The organism is Psychrobacillus sp. MER TA 171, from assembly GCF_023713305.1.
Classification (GTDB): domain Bacteria; phylum Bacillota; class Bacilli; order Bacillales_A; family Planococcaceae; genus Psychrobacillus.
Genome location: NZ_JAMAWN010000002.1, coordinates 58,429 through 73,942 on the forward strand (window position 1 = coordinate 58,429; position 15,514 = coordinate 73,942).

A 15,514-nucleotide genomic window follows, 5' to 3' on the forward strand; every position below is an offset into this window, starting at 1 on the left:
CGGAACCCCTCCGTCACGATTTATTCAAAAAAGTATGGAAACGCAAATTATAAGCCGCTACTAAAGACAGTAGCGGCTTTTTGTGAAACTTTATATAGAGTACCAAGCCTTTTGTGAAGAAAGTCTTGCTGCTATATATTATTTTGATTTCTTTTCTACCAATAATTTCAAAGCAGTTCGATCTTCACCAGAAATAATAATATCTGTGAACGCCGGTGAGCAAGTTAGGTCTGTTCCACTAGGAGCAACAAATCCTCTTGCAATAGCAATAGCTTTTATAGCTTGGTTTAATGCTCCTGCGCCTACTGCCTGCATTTCTGCGTAACCTTGTTCTCTTATAACTGCAACTAATGCACCAGCAACTGAATTGGGGTTTGAACGAGAAGATACTTTTAAAGAATCCACTATCATTTCTCCTTTTATCGCTATATTTATGAACTTGCTTTCGTTCATAAACTAACTTATGCTCGGAAGAAATTTTTTAGACTTTTTTATGCTTCAAATGGATAATCTTCGTTAATATATATTCTCTCTTGATGTGTCGCTTTACCAGTTTGGTTATCCACCTCTACGAAAAATCCACTTAGCACAGAACGACCGCTCTTCGGTACTTCAAAGCGAGTTGGCATATTTGTTTGGAAACGGTATAGTACGTCCTCTTTTTTCATCCCTAATACTTCGTCATAAGGGCCTGTCATCCCAACATCTGTAATATAAGCAGTGCCGCCAGGAAGAATGCGAGAATCCGCTGTTTGTACATGCGTATGAGTGCCCACTACAACAGAGGCCTTGCCGTCTAAATGCCATCCAAAGGCAATTTTTTCACTTGTCGCTTCTGCATGAAAGTCTACAAATACAATTGGGGATAGCTGCTTAGCTTCTTCAACCATTTCAGTTGCCATTTTAAATGGATCATCGTGTGGCGGTAAGAATGTTCTACCATGCATATTGATGACAGAAATAGTGTGGCCGTTTTTCGTTACAGAGGTCATTCCTTTACCCGGAGCGTCTTCTGAAAAATTGGCAGGACGAATTAAATAATCTGTATCATCGATGAAGTCCATAATTTCTTTTTGATCCCATGTATGGTTTCCCATCGTCACTACGTCTACTCCCATATGTAAAAGAGAGTTAAATATAGTTTTCGTAATGCCTCTACCAGCAGCTGCATTCTCCCCATTGGCAATTACAACATCTGGCATATATTTTCTTTTTAGTCTTGGTAAGTAGCTTTCCAACGTATCTCTACCAATTGATCCTACAATATCACCGATAAATAGTATTTTCATTTTTACAATAACGTCCTTTCACGAAAAAAAGGCTTCATTTCGAAGCCTTTTGTTTTCAATGTTATGATTGCTTTTACTTTATTTTGCGTATTCTACGGCTCTAGTTTCTCTGATTACAGTTACTTTTATGTGACCAGGATAATCGAGCTCTTCTTCAATTCGCTTACGGATATCTCTTGCCAAGCGATGAGCTGTAATGTCATCAATTTGATCAGGACGAACCATAATGCGGATTTCTCTACCCGCTTGAATAGCAAAGGATTTTTCAACACCTTCATAGGATTCTGAAATTTCCTCTAGTTTTTCAAGGCGGCGAATGTAATTTTCTAATGTTTCACTTCTTGCACCAGGTCTAGCTGCAGATAAAGCATCTGCTGCTGCTACTAATACGGCAATGACAGAAGTAGCTTCTGTATCTCCGTGATGGGAAGCAATACTATTAATTACTACCGGATGTTCTTTATACTTTCTTGCAAGTTCTACACCTATTTCAACGTGACTTCCTTCCACTTCATGGTCAATTGCTTTTCCGATGTCGTGTAATAAGCCTGCACGTCTAGCAAGTGTTACGTCTTCTCCAAGCTCTGCAGCTAAGAGACCAGCTAAATAGGCAACTTCAGTAGAATGTTTTAATACGTTTTGACCATAACTTGTACGGTATCTTAAACGGCCTAAAATCTTCATCAAATCTGGATGTAGGTTATGAACACCTATATCAAAAGTAGTTTGTTCGCCAATTTCGCGAATTTGTTCATCTACTTCTCTTCTAGACTTCTCTACCATTTCTTCAATTCGAGCAGGATGGATACGTCCATCTTGCACTAATTTTTCAAGGGCTAATCGAGCAGTCTCTCTTCTAATCGGATCGAACCCGGAAAGAATTACAGCCTCTGGTGTGTCGTCAATGATAAGATCGATACCAGTCAATGTTTCGAGTGTACGAATGTTTCGTCCTTCACGTCCGATAATTCGTCCTTTCATCTCGTCATTCGGTAAGTTTACAACTGAAACGGTAGTTTCCGCAACGTGATCTGCTGCAAACCTTTGTAAAGCAAGTGAAAGTATTTCTCTCGATTTCTTGTCAGCTTCTTCTTTGGCTCTTGTTTCAGATTCTTTAGTCATTACAGCAATATCAGTAGCCAATTCATTTTCTACCTCTTGAAGAATGATAGTTTTTGCTTCTTCACGAGTAAGAGTAGAAATACGTTGTAGCTCTGTTTGTTGCTCTTCAACTAGTTCATCCACTTTACTTTCCTTTTGTTCGATATGCTGTTGTCTTTGTGTTAGAGCATCTTCTTTACGCTCAAGACTTACTTCTCTCTTGTTTAGAGCATCATCTTTACGATCTAGATTCTCTTCTCTTTGTAATAACCGATTTTCCTGTTTTTGCAGTTCCATGCGGCGTTCTCGGATGTCAGATTCAGCTTCATTTCGTAATTGGTGAGTTTCATCTTTGGCCTCTAAAAGTGCTTCTTTCTTTAATGCTTCTGCCTCTCGCTTTGCTTCCTCTATAATGAGTACAGAAGATTGTTTTGCACCAGTCACTTTTGAATCATTCACTTTTTTCAGATAACCGTAACCAACAGCGCCACCGATAATAAGACCAAGCAAAGCGGAGATGATAATTTCCCATGTCATTTCGAACACCCCCTCTTGCTATACTTTTAAGTTTCAGTCGGCACATATATGCTAATTGAATGCATATTTGTACTGCTTTTTAGTCATTTAATAAAGAAATTATACAATTTTAATTGTATAGATGTAGAAATACTCTGTCAAGGAAACGGAAGAATATTATTAGTTTTAGAGAGAGGATATCTATTACTTTAGGTATTGCCTAAATAATATGATTTCATAATTCCTATTTGAAACAATTTCATATTTTCTTTTATTATGTAAAACCACAAGGAACAATCAATAAAAAAATCATGATATTTATCTGCTCAGCAAAGAGAATTATAATTAGTTTCAGCTCTGGTTGTCCTTTTCTGAAGAATGATCAATGTTCATTCAACCGACTAGATTCATTGCCTGTCGTTTCAACGAACGCTTTTAATAGGTAAAGCTTCTAATTTTGAATTTAGATCATTCACAACTACTAAAGTTCAAGTAAAATGGACTTTGTGATAAGTTTAAACTACAAAAAATATTAGAAATAGATTTTAAAAAAAGATACCAAGAGAGAGTCTCTTGATATCTTTTTAACTTTACCTATTATTCATCTTCTAAAAGTAGCTCGAACTCGCCATCTTCGTCCTCTGGCTCATGCGCTGCAATAACAAGTGCACCAGCAGACATACCTAGAGATTGACGTATTTTTAATGCCACTTCTTCTTTAATAGCAGGGTTTTCTTTCAAGAATTGCTTAGCGTTTTCTCGCCCTTGGCCAATACGTTCTTCATTGTAAGCATACCAAGAACCACTTTTTTGGATAATATCGTATTCAGAACCTATATCAACGATTTCTCCTTCTTGAGAGATTCCTTCTCCGTACATAATATCTACTTCTGCAGTTTTAAATGGTGGAGCAACTTTGTTTTTTACTACTTTAATTTTCGTTTTGTTACCCATAATGTCTGTACCTTGTTTAATAGCTTCAGCACGTCTTACTTCTAAGCGGACAGAGCTGTAGAATTTAAGTGCGCGACCACCAGGCGTTACCTCCGGGTTACCAAACATTACTCCAACCTTTTCACGAATCTGGTTAATAAAGATTGCTATAGTGTTAGATTTGTTAATAACTCCTGATAGCTTACGTAATGCTTGAGACATTAAGCGAGCTTGAAGACCAATATGAGAGTCTCCCATTTCTCCTTCTATCTCTGCTTTTGGTACTAATGCTGCAACAGAGTCGATAACAATGATTTCAACCGCACCACTGCGGACTAGAGCTTCTGCGATTTCAAGGGCTTGCTCTCCAGTGTCGGGTTGAGATAATAATAATTCATCTATGTTAACGCCTAGTTTTTGTGCATATACAGGATCCAACGCATGCTCTGCATCAATAAATGCCGCTTGCCCACCTGTTTTTTGTATTTCTGCAATAGCGTGAAGCGCTACAGTTGTTTTACCTGAGCTCTCTGGGCCATAAATTTCAATAATACGACCTCTTGGATATCCGCCTATTCCAAGTGCTGCATCAAGAGCTAGGGAACCACTTGAAGAGGTAGAGATTTCACGGTCTGTTTTCTCTCCTAATTTCATTACGGAACCTTTACCAAATTGTTTCTCTATTTGTTTTAAAGCCATTTCTAACGCTGCTTTACGATCATTAGCCAAATGTATTTCCTCCTAGAAACTATCATTTTTTTTACTATCTTTAGTATACTCGGTCTTTGAGAAATTTACAAGAAAAAAGCGAACATCTATTCGTTTATTTTTTAACACTATTAGATTTTGATAGGAAAAAACAGCACAAAATGATAATTTGAGCCGTTTTCCTTTGTTAAAATTAAATTTTCGATAATCCTTCTTCTCTTAAAAGACGAATCAAATAATGAATAGTAAACTTAACTGTTCTTAAACGATTTGTGTTTCTCATACCGGATAGATTCAATTTATAAGAAATTGGAGCGACGTCTCCATACGCTATTCCAATCCACACCGTTCCTGCCGGTTGATCTCCGTGTCCATCTGGCCCAGCTGCTCCAGTAATACCTACACCTATCGTTGTTTCAAACTTTTCTTTGACTCGACTAGCCATTTCTTCTGCAACCTGACTAGAAACGACGCTATGTTCATCAATCGTTTCTCTCTTAACACCAAGCTGATTGATTTTCACTTCTTCTGTATAGGTGATAATGCCACCTACAAGTGCTACGCCCATTCCTGGGACTGCAGCCAACTCCGATTGAAAAAGTCCAGCAGTCATACTTTCTGCAGCAGAAATTGTTAGCTCATTGTCAATTAGTATATCTCTAAGCTTGGAGGCTAACGATTCGTTATTATATCCATACACATATTTGCCCACGCGGTTTAAGATTTCAGCTTGTAGCTTTTCAATCCTTTTCCAAGCTTCTTCCTCCGTATCTGCTTTCGCAGTAAGTCGTAAGGTTACCTCGCCGTCAGAAGCTAGCGGCGCAAGGGTCGGATTTGTTTGATTGTCCAATAAATCCTGGACCTCATTCTCCAACTCTGCTTCGCCAATACCATAAAAGCGAATGACATGGGACATAATTACATTTTCTTTGTAAAGCAGTTTAGGTAACAGCGGCTTAGCCTCAAATTGGAACATCGGCTCTAATTCTTTTGGAGGGCCAGGCAATAACATATATGTATGTTTCTCTGTGGAAAGCAGCATCCCCGGAGCCATCCCATGCTTGTTTTCAAGGACAGTACAGCCTTCTAAAACTAATGCTTGTTTTTTATTGTTCTCCGTCATTACTTTTCCAGCTCTTTTAAAGAAATCCTCTATATAAATGATTGCATGATCATCTAATACAAGATTTTTGTTAAGGTGTTTAGAAATTGTTTCTTTTGTAAGATCGTCTTTAGTAGGTCCTAAACCTCCTGAAAAAATAATGAGGTCAGCTCGATTTTCTGCGATTTTTATGGCTTCTAACAAACGATTAGGATTGTCTCCAACTACTGTGTGGTAATACACATCGATCCCTAATTCTGCCAGCTGGGAGGATATATATCTTGCGTTCGTATTGGAAATTTGCCCTAACAATAATTCTGATCCTACCGCAATAATCTCTGCTTTCATCCCAAAACTTCCTTCCTATTTTGAGTCAAGTAACACTTTGCGATTCAAATAGAAATAATCAAATCCCGACCATAAAGTAAAGAATAGACAAACGTATAGCATGATCATATCAAATGGGAAATTGAACATTTCAAAAAATACATTTCCTAAAAGTAATGATGAAATCGCGATAATTTGTGTCCACATTTTTATTTTACCGAGTTGGTTTGCTGCAACTACCTCTCCTGTATTCGCTAATATTAAGCGTAAACCAGTCACTGCAAATTCACGGCTGATAATTAATATAACTACCCACGCTGGTGCAACTCCAAACTGCACTAATATAATTAATGCTGCTGAAACTAGCAATTTGTCCGCTAGAGGATCTAAAAACTTACCCATATTGGTTACTAAATTATATTTACGAGCATAATAACCATCGATAAAATCAGTAATAGAGGCGATAATAAAAATAATAGCTCCAATTAGGTGATTTACTGGAATAGTTGCGCCTAAAAAACTAGCTTCCCCCCAGTTAAAATCAATTAGCATAAAAATCATAAATACTGGAATCAAAAATATGCGGAACATAGAAATTTGGTTTGGTATATTCATTTTCATCAAAAAATACTCCTTTCATATTTCAAACAAAATAGCCATCTAATCGATGACTATTTGCTGAATTTTATAACTAAATTTTGAGGACTCTTATCTGTTGGGAATTCCACTAGCTCATCATTAATAAAGACTTGCGTAACTGGAACGTTACCCACTCTCACGCGAATTTGATCCGTTGTAGTTACATCTAGCTCATATGGCGTTCCAGTGTTAACCCAGCTATCATATAAAGTTTTGTTTGCTTGGTCTTTTAAGTTTAACCATGTCTTGTCGCTGCTAGCCATTAACTTTAGCTGATAAGTTTCTGCACCAGATACAGTATATGTTGAAGTTTCCCCTTGAGTCCCCTCTAACGTGAAAGCTAGTTTAGGCACGGGTTCTTCCTCAATTTCTTCTTCCACAGCCTCTTCCTCTTCTTCATTATCTGTAGCTGTTTGATCCGAAGGTGGAGGTGTGATATCCATTGTCACTGGTTCTTCTGTTTCTACTGCAGGTGACTCTTCCGTCTCTGGAGAGTTCTGTCTAAGTGTCCATACAATCACAATTATCGCCACAACAAACAATGCCACTATAATCATCGGCATAATTTCCATAAATCTGTTCGATGCTCGGCCACCCAAAGTTCTTCTAGACGGTGTTGCAGGGATAGTTTTTGCAACATCCTCATTTGTAGGACTTGGAAGCTCTGATTTGTATGTCTCTAAAAGCTCATCCCCATTTAAGCCAACTGCCTCTGCGTATTGCTTGATAAAAGCTCGCACATAAAAAGCACCAGGAATTGTAGAATAATTCCCTTCCTCAATGTTAGCTAAATACCTTTTTTGGATTTTTGTTATTTCTTGCAAATCCTCGATACTATATCCTTTTGCTGTTCTCGCTTCTTTTAAACGAGTACCAAGTTCAGTCAATTAAAACACCTACTTCGTTAAAAATTAAATTCACCGAATCCGCCAAATCCACCCATGCCTTTGTCGGTCATCGCATGATTTTTTTCCATCATTTCGTACGTTATTTCTTCCTCTGGACTATGACGAAGCTCAATTATATAGTCAAAATCCTCTATAGAATATTCGGAATGCTTGATGAACATATCTGGGTGCTCCACTACTTTAATAGTAGGCATTCTCATCATTTCCCTAACAAGTTGTAGATGCTTTTCATCATTTGACTTTCTTGTAACAATTCCATCCAGAATAAAGATATTGCGATCGCTGAATTCATCCCCAGCGAGTTGATTTCTAATCGTTTGCTTAATCATTGTGGAAGAAAGGAAAATCCACTTTTTGTTCGCACAAACACTTGCGGCAACTACAGATTCTGTTTTCCCTACTCTAGGCATACCTCTGATACCGATTAGCTTATGTCCTTCCTGTTTAAAGATCTCAGCCATGAAATCTACTAGTAGACCAAGCTCATCTCTTACGAATCGAAAAGTCTTTCTGTCATCAGCATCTCTTTGTATGTATCTTCCGTGACGCACAGCTAAACGATCTCTTAGCTTCGGCTCACGAAACTTAGTTAAATGAATTGTTTCCATTGTGGAAATGATATGTTCAAAGCGTTCAATATTTTCTTTTTTTTCAGCTTTAATGAGCATACCACGTCTACCCTCATCTACTCCATTAATAGTGACTATATTTACTCGCAGCATACCCAATAGAGAAGAAATGTCTCCTAAAAGTCCAGGACGATTTACTTGAATTTCGTATTCAAAAAACCATTCACTTGCCATCATGTATTCCTCCCTTTATAGAATGACGTTCTCAATGCATTAATAGTTCTATCATATATGATTTTATAACCGAATAAAAGGGAAAAAGAAAAGAGAGTTAACTTCCCCCTTTTCTTTTCCTAAATATACCAACCACCATTAACTCGAATGACCTGACCAGTAATATAATATGCATGCTCACTTGCTAAAAAAACAACCACATTGGCTACATCCTGTGGTTTGCCAAATATACCTGCAGGAATCTCTTCTAATATAAACTCTCGAGATTCATCATCTAAATGAGCGTTCATTTTTGTATCGATAAAACCTGGCGCGACGACATTAACGTTTGTCTTTTGCATGGCAACCTCTTTCGCATAGGCTTTCACAAACGCATGCTGAGCCCCTTTAGCAGCAGAATAGGCTGCCTCATAGGAAGCACCTGTTTCTCCCCATATAGAGCCAATAAAGATAATAGAGCTATGCTCATGCTTACGTAGCTTAGACGCTAATCTTCCCGCTAAAAACATTGGATGCTCTACATGTACTTGAAAGAGATGTCGTATTTCTTCCAGAGAGGTCTCTTCTATACCTTTATAAAGACTTTGGCCTTGGGCAAAGACTATCGATTGAAGAGAGTAAATAGAATTCACAATGACTTCAATTGCACTTGTATCTAATAGGTCTGCTTGAATAGGTATAAATTCCTGTTCTGGATAGGCAAGATCGAGGGCAACTATAAGTTCATCCACTTTTTCTTTGTTACTCGCAAAATGAAGGTACAGGGACCATCCAGCCTCCGCCATACTTAGGCTAGTAGCAATCCCTATTTCTCCAGACGCACCTACCACTAGAGCAAACTTTTTAGCCATTATCTGTTTCCTTCGAAGGAATAATCTTAAATACAGTATGTGTATTCTCATCCTTAAAGGCTTCAAATGCCTTCTTGACTTGTTCCACACCTAAGTTCTCTAAGGCTGGTACTACATCAAATAAATTCATATCGTTAAACTTATAACGAGTAAATTGGTTTGCAATATATTCAATTGAATTTAAAGAACGTAAGAAATGACCAATTTTCTTTCTAGTAATTCGTTTCATGTCCTCTTCTTCTAATGTCCAATTTGTTGCAAATTTAGTGATAGTTTCTTTGATCTTCTGACCAAGCTCTTCTGGATTCCCTGTATCGGAGCCTATCATCGCAAAACCGTAGCCTTCTTCCATAGAGAAGTCTGCACTATAGGATTCATCGATCAACCCTTTTTCATAGACCTCTTGGAAAAACGAGGATGTTCTACCGAATATCAGTTCAACAGCCACTTGCATAGCCAACTCATAATTTAACATTTCTTCACCGGTAATATTAACATTGTTCGATTTAATGCCATATAAAAGCTTAGACTTTTGAACGTCCATTTTTAATGTTCGTTCTTTTTTATCTACTTGTGGCTGCTCTTCTGGGTAAAAACGAACAATTTCCTCTGGAGCCTTAAATTCTTTTTTAGCCTGATTTTCTTTTACAAAGTCCATCATTTCTTTAGGATTTACTGCCCCAACAACGAACAACACCATATTCGAAGGGTGGTAAAACGTGTTATAGCATTCGTAAAGATGCTCAGCTGTAATATGACTAATAGACTCTATTGTGCCCGCGATATCAATTTTCACTGGATGTTCTTTGTACATATTTTCAATCGTACCAAAGTATAACCTCCAGTCCGGCTGGTCGTCATACATGGTAATTTCTTGCCCAATAATACCCTTTTCCTTTTCAACAGTTTGTTCTGTGAAATATGGCTCCTGTACAAAATTAAGAAGAGTATTAGTGTTTTCTAATATATTATCTGTTGAGGAGAATAAATAAGAAGTTCTTGTAAATGACGTGAATGCATTGGCAGAAGCCCCATTTTCACTGAACTTCTGGAAAACATCTCCTTCTTCCTTTTCAAACATTTTATGCTCTAGAAAATGGGCGATCCCGTCTGGTACTGTAACAGGCTCTTTTTTACCTAGAGGAATAAATTCTCGGTCAATAGAACCGTATTTTGTAGTAAAGGTTACATATGTTTTGGAAAAGCCTTTTTTAGGCAAAATATAGACATTTAATCCATTGGAAAGTTCTTCGTGATATAGTGTTTCTTCTAGCTGTTCAAAGTAAGTTTCATTCATTGTCTGCACCGTCCTTACCAGATAAGAAATAGACAAATTCCTTTTCGATATTTGAAGCCATTTCTTGAATTTGCTCCTTCGTGACATCTTCCCATTTAGCGGTCCAGTTTTTCACTGTAAAGGATTCATCGAGTTCTTTATATTGATCGTAAATTTCTATTTGTCCTCTAGCAGAATCCAAAGATTCCTTAAGCTGGTTTTTAAGCATGGATTTTGTCTGATTGATCTCTAAATCAGATATATTTCCTTCTTGCATTTCCTTTAGCTGTTCGTCTATTAATGCAACAGCTTTTTCCTGTAGGTTGGCATCAATTCCCGCAAATACAAAAATGCGACCATAAAGGGAGGAAAAGCTACTTGAGGCATAGTATGCCATACTTTCTTTTTCACGAACATTCATGAAAATCTTGGAATGGGCAAAGCCACCAAGAATACCATTAGTAATTTGCATAATTGGGAATTCATTAGAGTAAAACGTGACTGGAGTTCGATAAGAGATATGTAATTTCCCTTGCTTCATGTCCTGTTTTTCATGTAAAAACTCGTTGTCGTTTGTTGAAACAGCACTTTCTGTTTCTTTTGGAATGTCTGCAGAACGAGCTTCAAACGGGAAAAATTCACTAATTTTAGCTTTCATTTCATCTACATCTACATCACCTACAATATAGATAGATAATGGTTCTTTTGTAAGCAGGTTTTGATGCATTTCTAATAACTGTTCGTTTGTTACTGCCTTCACTGTTTCCACCGTACCATTAGCGCTAATAGAAGCAGGATGATCGGGTAAAATATTTTCTAATAATCGTTGCTGTGCATAACGAGTTTTATCATCGTACATAGACTGAATACGTTCTATCACTTGTTCTTTTTCTCGCTTCACAACCGACTCAACAAATTTTCCATTTTCTAAGTTAGGTTGGAAAAGCACTGTTTGTAATAATGAAAGTACTTCATCTACCACAGTTTCATTAGACAGATAAGCATCGTTAACAGTTTCGGCATTTAAAGAAAAAATATGATTTAAACCCTTTTTAGATGTGTCAAAATATAATACCGCTCCGAATAATTCATCTAAACGTTTTCTAAAAGATGCATATGTTGGATATTTGGCATTGCTATATTGCTGTACATTGGAAAGTACCGCTCTTACTGCAGCAGACTCTACAGTTAATGGCTGCTTCCATTTAAATGAAATATTAATGGTTTTAAATTGTTCTGTAGGTCTTATATAAAGCTGGACACCTTTGGCTAATTCAAAATGTTGAAACATGAAAAGAATTCCCCCTTTTTCTTTCTAGTGTTACTCATATACCTTTTCACTATACATCTTCTAATTATATCAATACAAACAAAAGGGACCAAACTTAATTGGTCCCTTTTTAATCGCTATATTTTTTATTATTAATTGGTAAATTCTAAGCAAAAATTTATCTTTTTCCTTTAATATAAGGAATACCGCTCGCTTTAGGAGCATTTGCTTTCCCTATAAATCCTGCTACTGCAAGAATAGTTAATGCATATGGTAAAATGTGCAAGTAATAGCTTGGAATCTGATCAATGTATGGTATTTGTCCACCAACGATACTTAAAGCTTGCGCAAATCCGAAGAAAAGTGCTGCTCCAAGTGCTCCTAGCGGATGCCATTTACCAAAAATCATGGCTGCAAGAGCCATAAATCCTTGTCCATTAATTGTAGTGTGACTGAACTCTCCTGAAATCGATTGAGCATATACAGCTCCACCAATACCAGCCAGCATACCAGAAATAATTACTGCAATGTATCGCATTTTCTTTACATTAACTCCCATTGTATCTGCTGCCATAGGATGCTCACCTACTGCACGAAGGCGAAGACCAAATGGAGTTTTGTAAATAACAAACCATGCTAGAATAGCTACTGCAACAGCTAAAATAGAAGTAGAGTAGACATCCTTAAATAACATTGGTCCGATGATTGGTATTTCACTTAAACCAGGAATATCAAAGCGTATAAAACGTTCTTGAATATAATCTGTTTGTCCTTTGTCATAGATCATTTTTACTGTGAACAATGCAATAGCGACACCTAACATATTAATCGCTACCCCAGAAATGGTTTGGTCTGCTCTAAACGATACAGATGCTACCGCATGTAGCAAAGCAAATATACCTGAAACAATCATGGCTGCAATAACTGCAACCCATGGTGTCATAGCGCCAAACGTACTAACGAAAGTCAGGTTAAAAATGATGGAAATAAAGGCACCCATAACCATCATACCTTCTAGACCAATATTAATTACACCAGATCTTTCAGAGAAAACTCCACCTATAGCAGTGAAAACTAAAGGGGCTGCATAGAAAATTGCTGATGGAACGATGAAATATAATACATCTAAAAAGCTCATTTAATTCGCCTCCTTTTTCTTACTAATCTTTTCAAGGAAATAGCGAATGACATATCCACAGGCAACGAAGAAAATAATAATCGCAATAACAATCGATACAATTTCTATCGGAACTCCTGCAGCGTTAGGCATATTAGTTGCTCCATATTTTAGAGATCCAAATAGTGTAGCACCAAAAATTACTCCTAGAGGTGTATTCGCCCCCAGTAAAGCCACGGCGATTCCATCAAACCCGATACCTGTGAAGGCACCTTTAGAACTTGCGTAACCAAATGTACCTAATGCCTCCATAGCACCAGCTAGACCGGCAAAAGCACCTGAGATAACCATAGATAAGATGATATTCTTAGAGACATTCATACCAGCATACTCTGAAGCATGCTTGTTAAATCCTACTGACTTCAATTCATATCCAGTAGTTGTTTTCTCTAAAATGAACCACATTAATAAAACCATTGCTAACGCAATAAATATTCCATAATGTAAACGAGAATAGTCTGTCATGCTTTGGAAGAAAGCAGACGTCAGTGAAGCGGTTGGTTTAATAGATTCCGTACTGTCGCCACCATCAGCAACGATTTTAATAAGCGCATTCGTTGTATGAAGTGCAATGTAGTTCATCATGATCGTTACTATTACTTCATGCACCTGAAGTTTTGCTTTTAATAATCCTGGTAGGAAAGCCCACAATCCTCCTGCAACGGCTGCAGCAAGTATTGCTAGTGGTAGATGTATGTACATTGGCAGATCAAATGCAATACCGACGTAAGCCGCTGCAAACCAGCCTACAAGTAATTGCCCCTCCACTCCAATGTTAAACAGCCCAGTGCGGAAAGCAAACGCCACCGCAAGCCCTGATAATAGGTATGGTGTTATTTGACGTACAGTTTCACCCATTCTATAGGCATCTCCAAATATACCTTCCCATAGCGCAGCGTATCCCAAGATAGGATCGTATCCGCTTATTAGCATGACAATCGCACCCACGATTAACCCTAGTATTACGGAAATAACAGGGACAAGTATATTTACTACTCTATTCGACATGCTCTACATCCCCCTGCTTCTTATCTTTTTCTCTTGTTTGTCCTGCCATTAATAGACCAAGCTCTTGCTCTGTCGTTTCTTTAGGTAAAAGAGAATCAACAATTTGTCCATCATATATAACAGCAATTCGATCCGATACGTTCATAACTTCATCAAGTTCAAACGACAGAAGTAAAACAGCTTTCCCTTTGTCTCTTTGTTCTATTAAACGCTGATGAATAAATTCGATTGCCCCTACATCTAAACCACGAGTAGGAAGCGCCGCGATCAACAATTCAGGGTCACGTATAACCTCACGACCGATAATGGCCTTCTGTTGGTTACCTCCTGATAATGCTCGAGCCAATGTATGCTCACCTTGTGTACGTACATCATATTCTTTAATAATTTTTTGCGCTAAGTTAGATACTTTTTTGTAATTTATAATTCCTCTTTTAGAGATAGGCTCTAAATAATAGGTTTGAAGAGCAATATTGTGACCAATTGGAAAATCTAAAACTAAACCATGTCTATGTCTATCCTGTGGAATATGTCCAACTCCCGCCTCTGTCACTTTACGAGGTTTTTTGTTTGTAATATCTATTCCATTTAGATTTATAGATCCACTCTTAGACTTACGAAGACCAGTAATTGCCTCAATTAGCTCGCTTTGACCATTTCCGTCAATCCCTGCTAAACCGAGAATTTCACCTTTGCGAACAGTTAAGTTTAACCCTTTAACCTTTTCAATACCTCTATAGTCTGTCACTATTAAGTCTTTAATGATCAATGCTTCTTCCTTAGGTTTAGCTTCGCCCTTAACTGTTTTAAATTCAACCTGACGTCCAACCATAAGCGATGCCAATTCGTTTGGATTTGTTTCTGCTGTTATAACAGTACCAATTCCTTTACCTTTACGAATAACCGTGACTCTATCCGACACATCCATAATTTCTTTAAGTTTGTGCGTTATTAAAATGATAGATTTACCTTCTTTAATAAGACGCTTCATAATTTGAATAAGCTCATTAATCTCTTGAGGAGTTAAAGAGGCTGTCGGTTCATCAAAAATTAGTATTTCAGCACCACGATAAAGCGTTTTCAAAATTTCTACCCGCTGTTGCATTCCTACGGAAATGTCCTCTATTTTTGCATAAGGGTCTACATTTAATCCGTAAGTTTCTGACAGTTGCTCTATTTTACGTGCAGCATCCTTAATATTTACGACACCGCCATTAGTTGGTTCGTTACCTAAAATAATATTTTCCGTAACTGTAAAGTTTTCCACTAGCATGAAATGCTGATGAACCATTCCAATTCCCAGGTCATTGGCAACGTTTGGGTCCGTAATTTTCACAGACTTACCTCTTACTTTTATGTCGCCTGCTTCTGGTTGATACAGACCGAATAATACGTTCATGAGAGTGGACTTTCCTGCTCCATTCTCTCCTAAAAGAGCATGTATTTCTCCCTTTTTCAATTGAAGGGTTATATTATCATTTGCTACGAAAGTTCCAAACTCTTTCCGAATGCCTAGCATTTCTATTACATAATCCAATGAATTTCACTCCCTACTTGAATACTAGTACTAAATTAATACAGGAAAGACTTTAAATATTTAAAATCT

General features: G+C 37.5%; 14 protein-coding genes. All 14 read right to left on the bottom strand.

Translation table 11 applies throughout. The annotated features are described in order from the left end of the window. Window positions 1-138 precede the first annotated feature (138 nt). The 14 genes from M3627_RS02415 to M3627_RS02480 all read right to left on the bottom strand — a co-directional run bounded on the left by M3627_RS02415 (window position 139) and on the right by M3627_RS02480 (window position 15,445). Window positions 139-405 carry a stage V sporulation protein S gene (locus M3627_RS02415; protein ID WP_169358657.1) on the bottom strand — a complete coding sequence of 89 codons (267 nt, stop codon included), beginning with the start codon at window positions 403-405 and terminating at the stop codon, window positions 139-141. Between the two features lie 86 nt (window positions 406-491). Then, window positions 492-1,289 (bottom strand): TIGR00282 family metallophosphoesterase, encoded by a 798-nt coding sequence (locus M3627_RS02420; RefSeq protein WP_169358656.1) that lies wholly within the window; start codon window positions 1,287-1,289, stop codon window positions 492-494. 78 nt (window positions 1,290-1,367) lie between these two features. Beyond that, a complete protein-coding gene (gene rny / locus M3627_RS02425) occupies window positions 1,368-2,927 on the bottom strand; it encodes a ribonuclease Y (RefSeq protein ID WP_169358655.1) in 1,560 nt (519 codons plus the stop codon). 576 nt (window positions 2,928-3,503) lie between these two features. Beyond that, the gene (recA, locus tag M3627_RS02430) at window positions 3,504-4,568 is read right to left on the bottom strand and encodes a recombinase RecA (RefSeq protein ID WP_277347068.1); all 1,065 of its coding nucleotides are present in this window, start codon (window positions 4,566-4,568) and stop codon (window positions 3,504-3,506) included. A gap of 172 nt (window positions 4,569-4,740) precedes the next feature. Further along, entirely contained in the window at window positions 4,741-5,997 is a 1,257-nt protein-coding gene (locus M3627_RS02435) for a competence/damage-inducible protein A (RefSeq protein WP_251552871.1), read from the bottom strand. 15 nt (window positions 5,998-6,012) lie between these two features. Then, window positions 6,013-6,591, bottom strand: coding sequence for a CDP-diacylglycerol--glycerol-3-phosphate 3-phosphatidyltransferase (pgsA, locus tag M3627_RS02440; RefSeq protein ID WP_169358719.1), 579 nt, complete (start codon window positions 6,589-6,591; stop codon window positions 6,013-6,015). A 56-nt stretch (window positions 6,592-6,647) separates the two neighbouring features. Beyond that, the gene (locus M3627_RS02445) at window positions 6,648-7,502 is read right to left on the bottom strand and encodes a helix-turn-helix domain-containing protein (RefSeq protein ID WP_251552872.1); all 855 of its coding nucleotides are present in this window, start codon (window positions 7,500-7,502) and stop codon (window positions 6,648-6,650) included. Window positions 7,503-7,519: 17 nt separating this feature from the next. Continuing rightward, a complete protein-coding gene (locus tag M3627_RS02450) occupies window positions 7,520-8,326 on the bottom strand; it encodes a DUF3388 domain-containing protein (RefSeq protein ID WP_169358718.1) in 807 nt (268 codons plus the stop codon). A gap of 119 nt (window positions 8,327-8,445) precedes the next feature. Then, entirely contained in the window at window positions 8,446-9,177 is a 732-nt protein-coding gene (gene ymfI / locus M3627_RS02455; protein WP_251552873.1) for an elongation factor P 5-aminopentanone reductase, read from the bottom strand. Beyond that, window positions 9,170-10,474: an EF-P 5-aminopentanol modification-associated protein YfmH gene (gene yfmH / locus M3627_RS02460; RefSeq protein WP_251552874.1), complete on the bottom strand. Its 1,305-nt coding sequence runs from the start codon at window positions 10,472-10,474 to the stop codon at window positions 9,170-9,172. The genes ymfI and yfmH overlap by 8 nt, the downstream gene beginning before the upstream one ends. Then, window positions 10,467-11,744 carry an EF-P 5-aminopentanol modification-associated protein YfmF gene (gene yfmF / locus M3627_RS02465; RefSeq protein ID WP_251552875.1) on the bottom strand — a complete coding sequence of 426 codons (1,278 nt, stop codon included), beginning with the start codon at window positions 11,742-11,744 and terminating at the stop codon, window positions 10,467-10,469. The genes yfmH and yfmF overlap by 8 nt, the downstream gene beginning before the upstream one ends. A gap of 157 nt (window positions 11,745-11,901) precedes the next feature. Beyond that, a complete protein-coding gene (locus tag M3627_RS02470; protein ID WP_169358649.1) occupies window positions 11,902-12,861 on the bottom strand; it encodes an ABC transporter permease in 960 nt (319 codons plus the stop codon). After that, window positions 12,862-13,908, bottom strand: coding sequence for an ABC transporter permease (locus M3627_RS02475; RefSeq protein ID WP_169358648.1), 1,047 nt, complete (start codon window positions 13,906-13,908; stop codon window positions 12,862-12,864). Continuing rightward, window positions 13,898-15,445 carry an ABC transporter ATP-binding protein gene (locus M3627_RS02480; RefSeq protein WP_169358647.1) on the bottom strand — a complete coding sequence of 516 codons (1,548 nt, stop codon included), beginning with the start codon at window positions 15,443-15,445 and terminating at the stop codon, window positions 13,898-13,900. Before M3627_RS02480 ends, M3627_RS02475 begins: the two co-directional genes overlap by 11 nt. Between the last annotated feature and the right edge of the window lie 69 nt (window positions 15,446-15,514).

What these genes read in the sequence shown, in the direction of transcription:
- pgsA (WP_169358719.1), bottom strand. Translation starts at nt 6,591, where the DNA reads ATGAATATACCAAACCAAATTTCTATGTTCCGCATATTTTTGATTCCA.
- yfmH (WP_251552874.1), bottom strand. Translation starts at nt 10,474, where the DNA reads ATGAATGAAACTTACTTTGAACAGCTAGAAGAAACACTATATCACGAA.
- rny (WP_169358655.1), bottom strand. Translation starts at nt 2,927, where the DNA reads ATGACATGGGAAATTATCATCTCCGCTTTGCTTGGTCTTATTATCGGT.
- M3627_RS02420 (WP_169358656.1), bottom strand. Translation starts at nt 1,289, where the DNA reads ATGAAAATACTATTTATCGGTGATATTGTAGGATCAATTGGTAGAGAT.
- M3627_RS02435 (WP_251552871.1), bottom strand. Translation starts at nt 5,997, where the DNA reads ATGAAAGCAGAGATTATTGCGGTAGGATCAGAATTATTGTTAGGGCAA.
- ymfI (WP_251552873.1), bottom strand. Translation starts at nt 9,177, where the DNA reads ATGGCTAAAAAGTTTGCTCTAGTGGTAGGTGCGTCTGGAGAAATAGGG.
- M3627_RS02450 (WP_169358718.1), bottom strand. Translation starts at nt 8,326, where the DNA reads ATGGCAAGTGAATGGTTTTTTGAATACGAAATTCAAGTAAATCGTCCT.
- yfmF (WP_251552875.1), bottom strand. Translation starts at nt 11,744, where the DNA reads ATGTTTCAACATTTTGAATTAGCCAAAGGTGTCCAGCTTTATATAAGA.
- M3627_RS02470 (WP_169358649.1), bottom strand. Translation starts at nt 12,861, where the DNA reads ATGAGCTTTTTAGATGTATTATATTTCATCGTTCCATCAGCAATTTTC.
- M3627_RS02475 (WP_169358648.1), bottom strand. Translation starts at nt 13,908, where the DNA reads ATGTCGAATAGAGTAGTAAATATACTTGTCCCTGTTATTTCCGTAATA.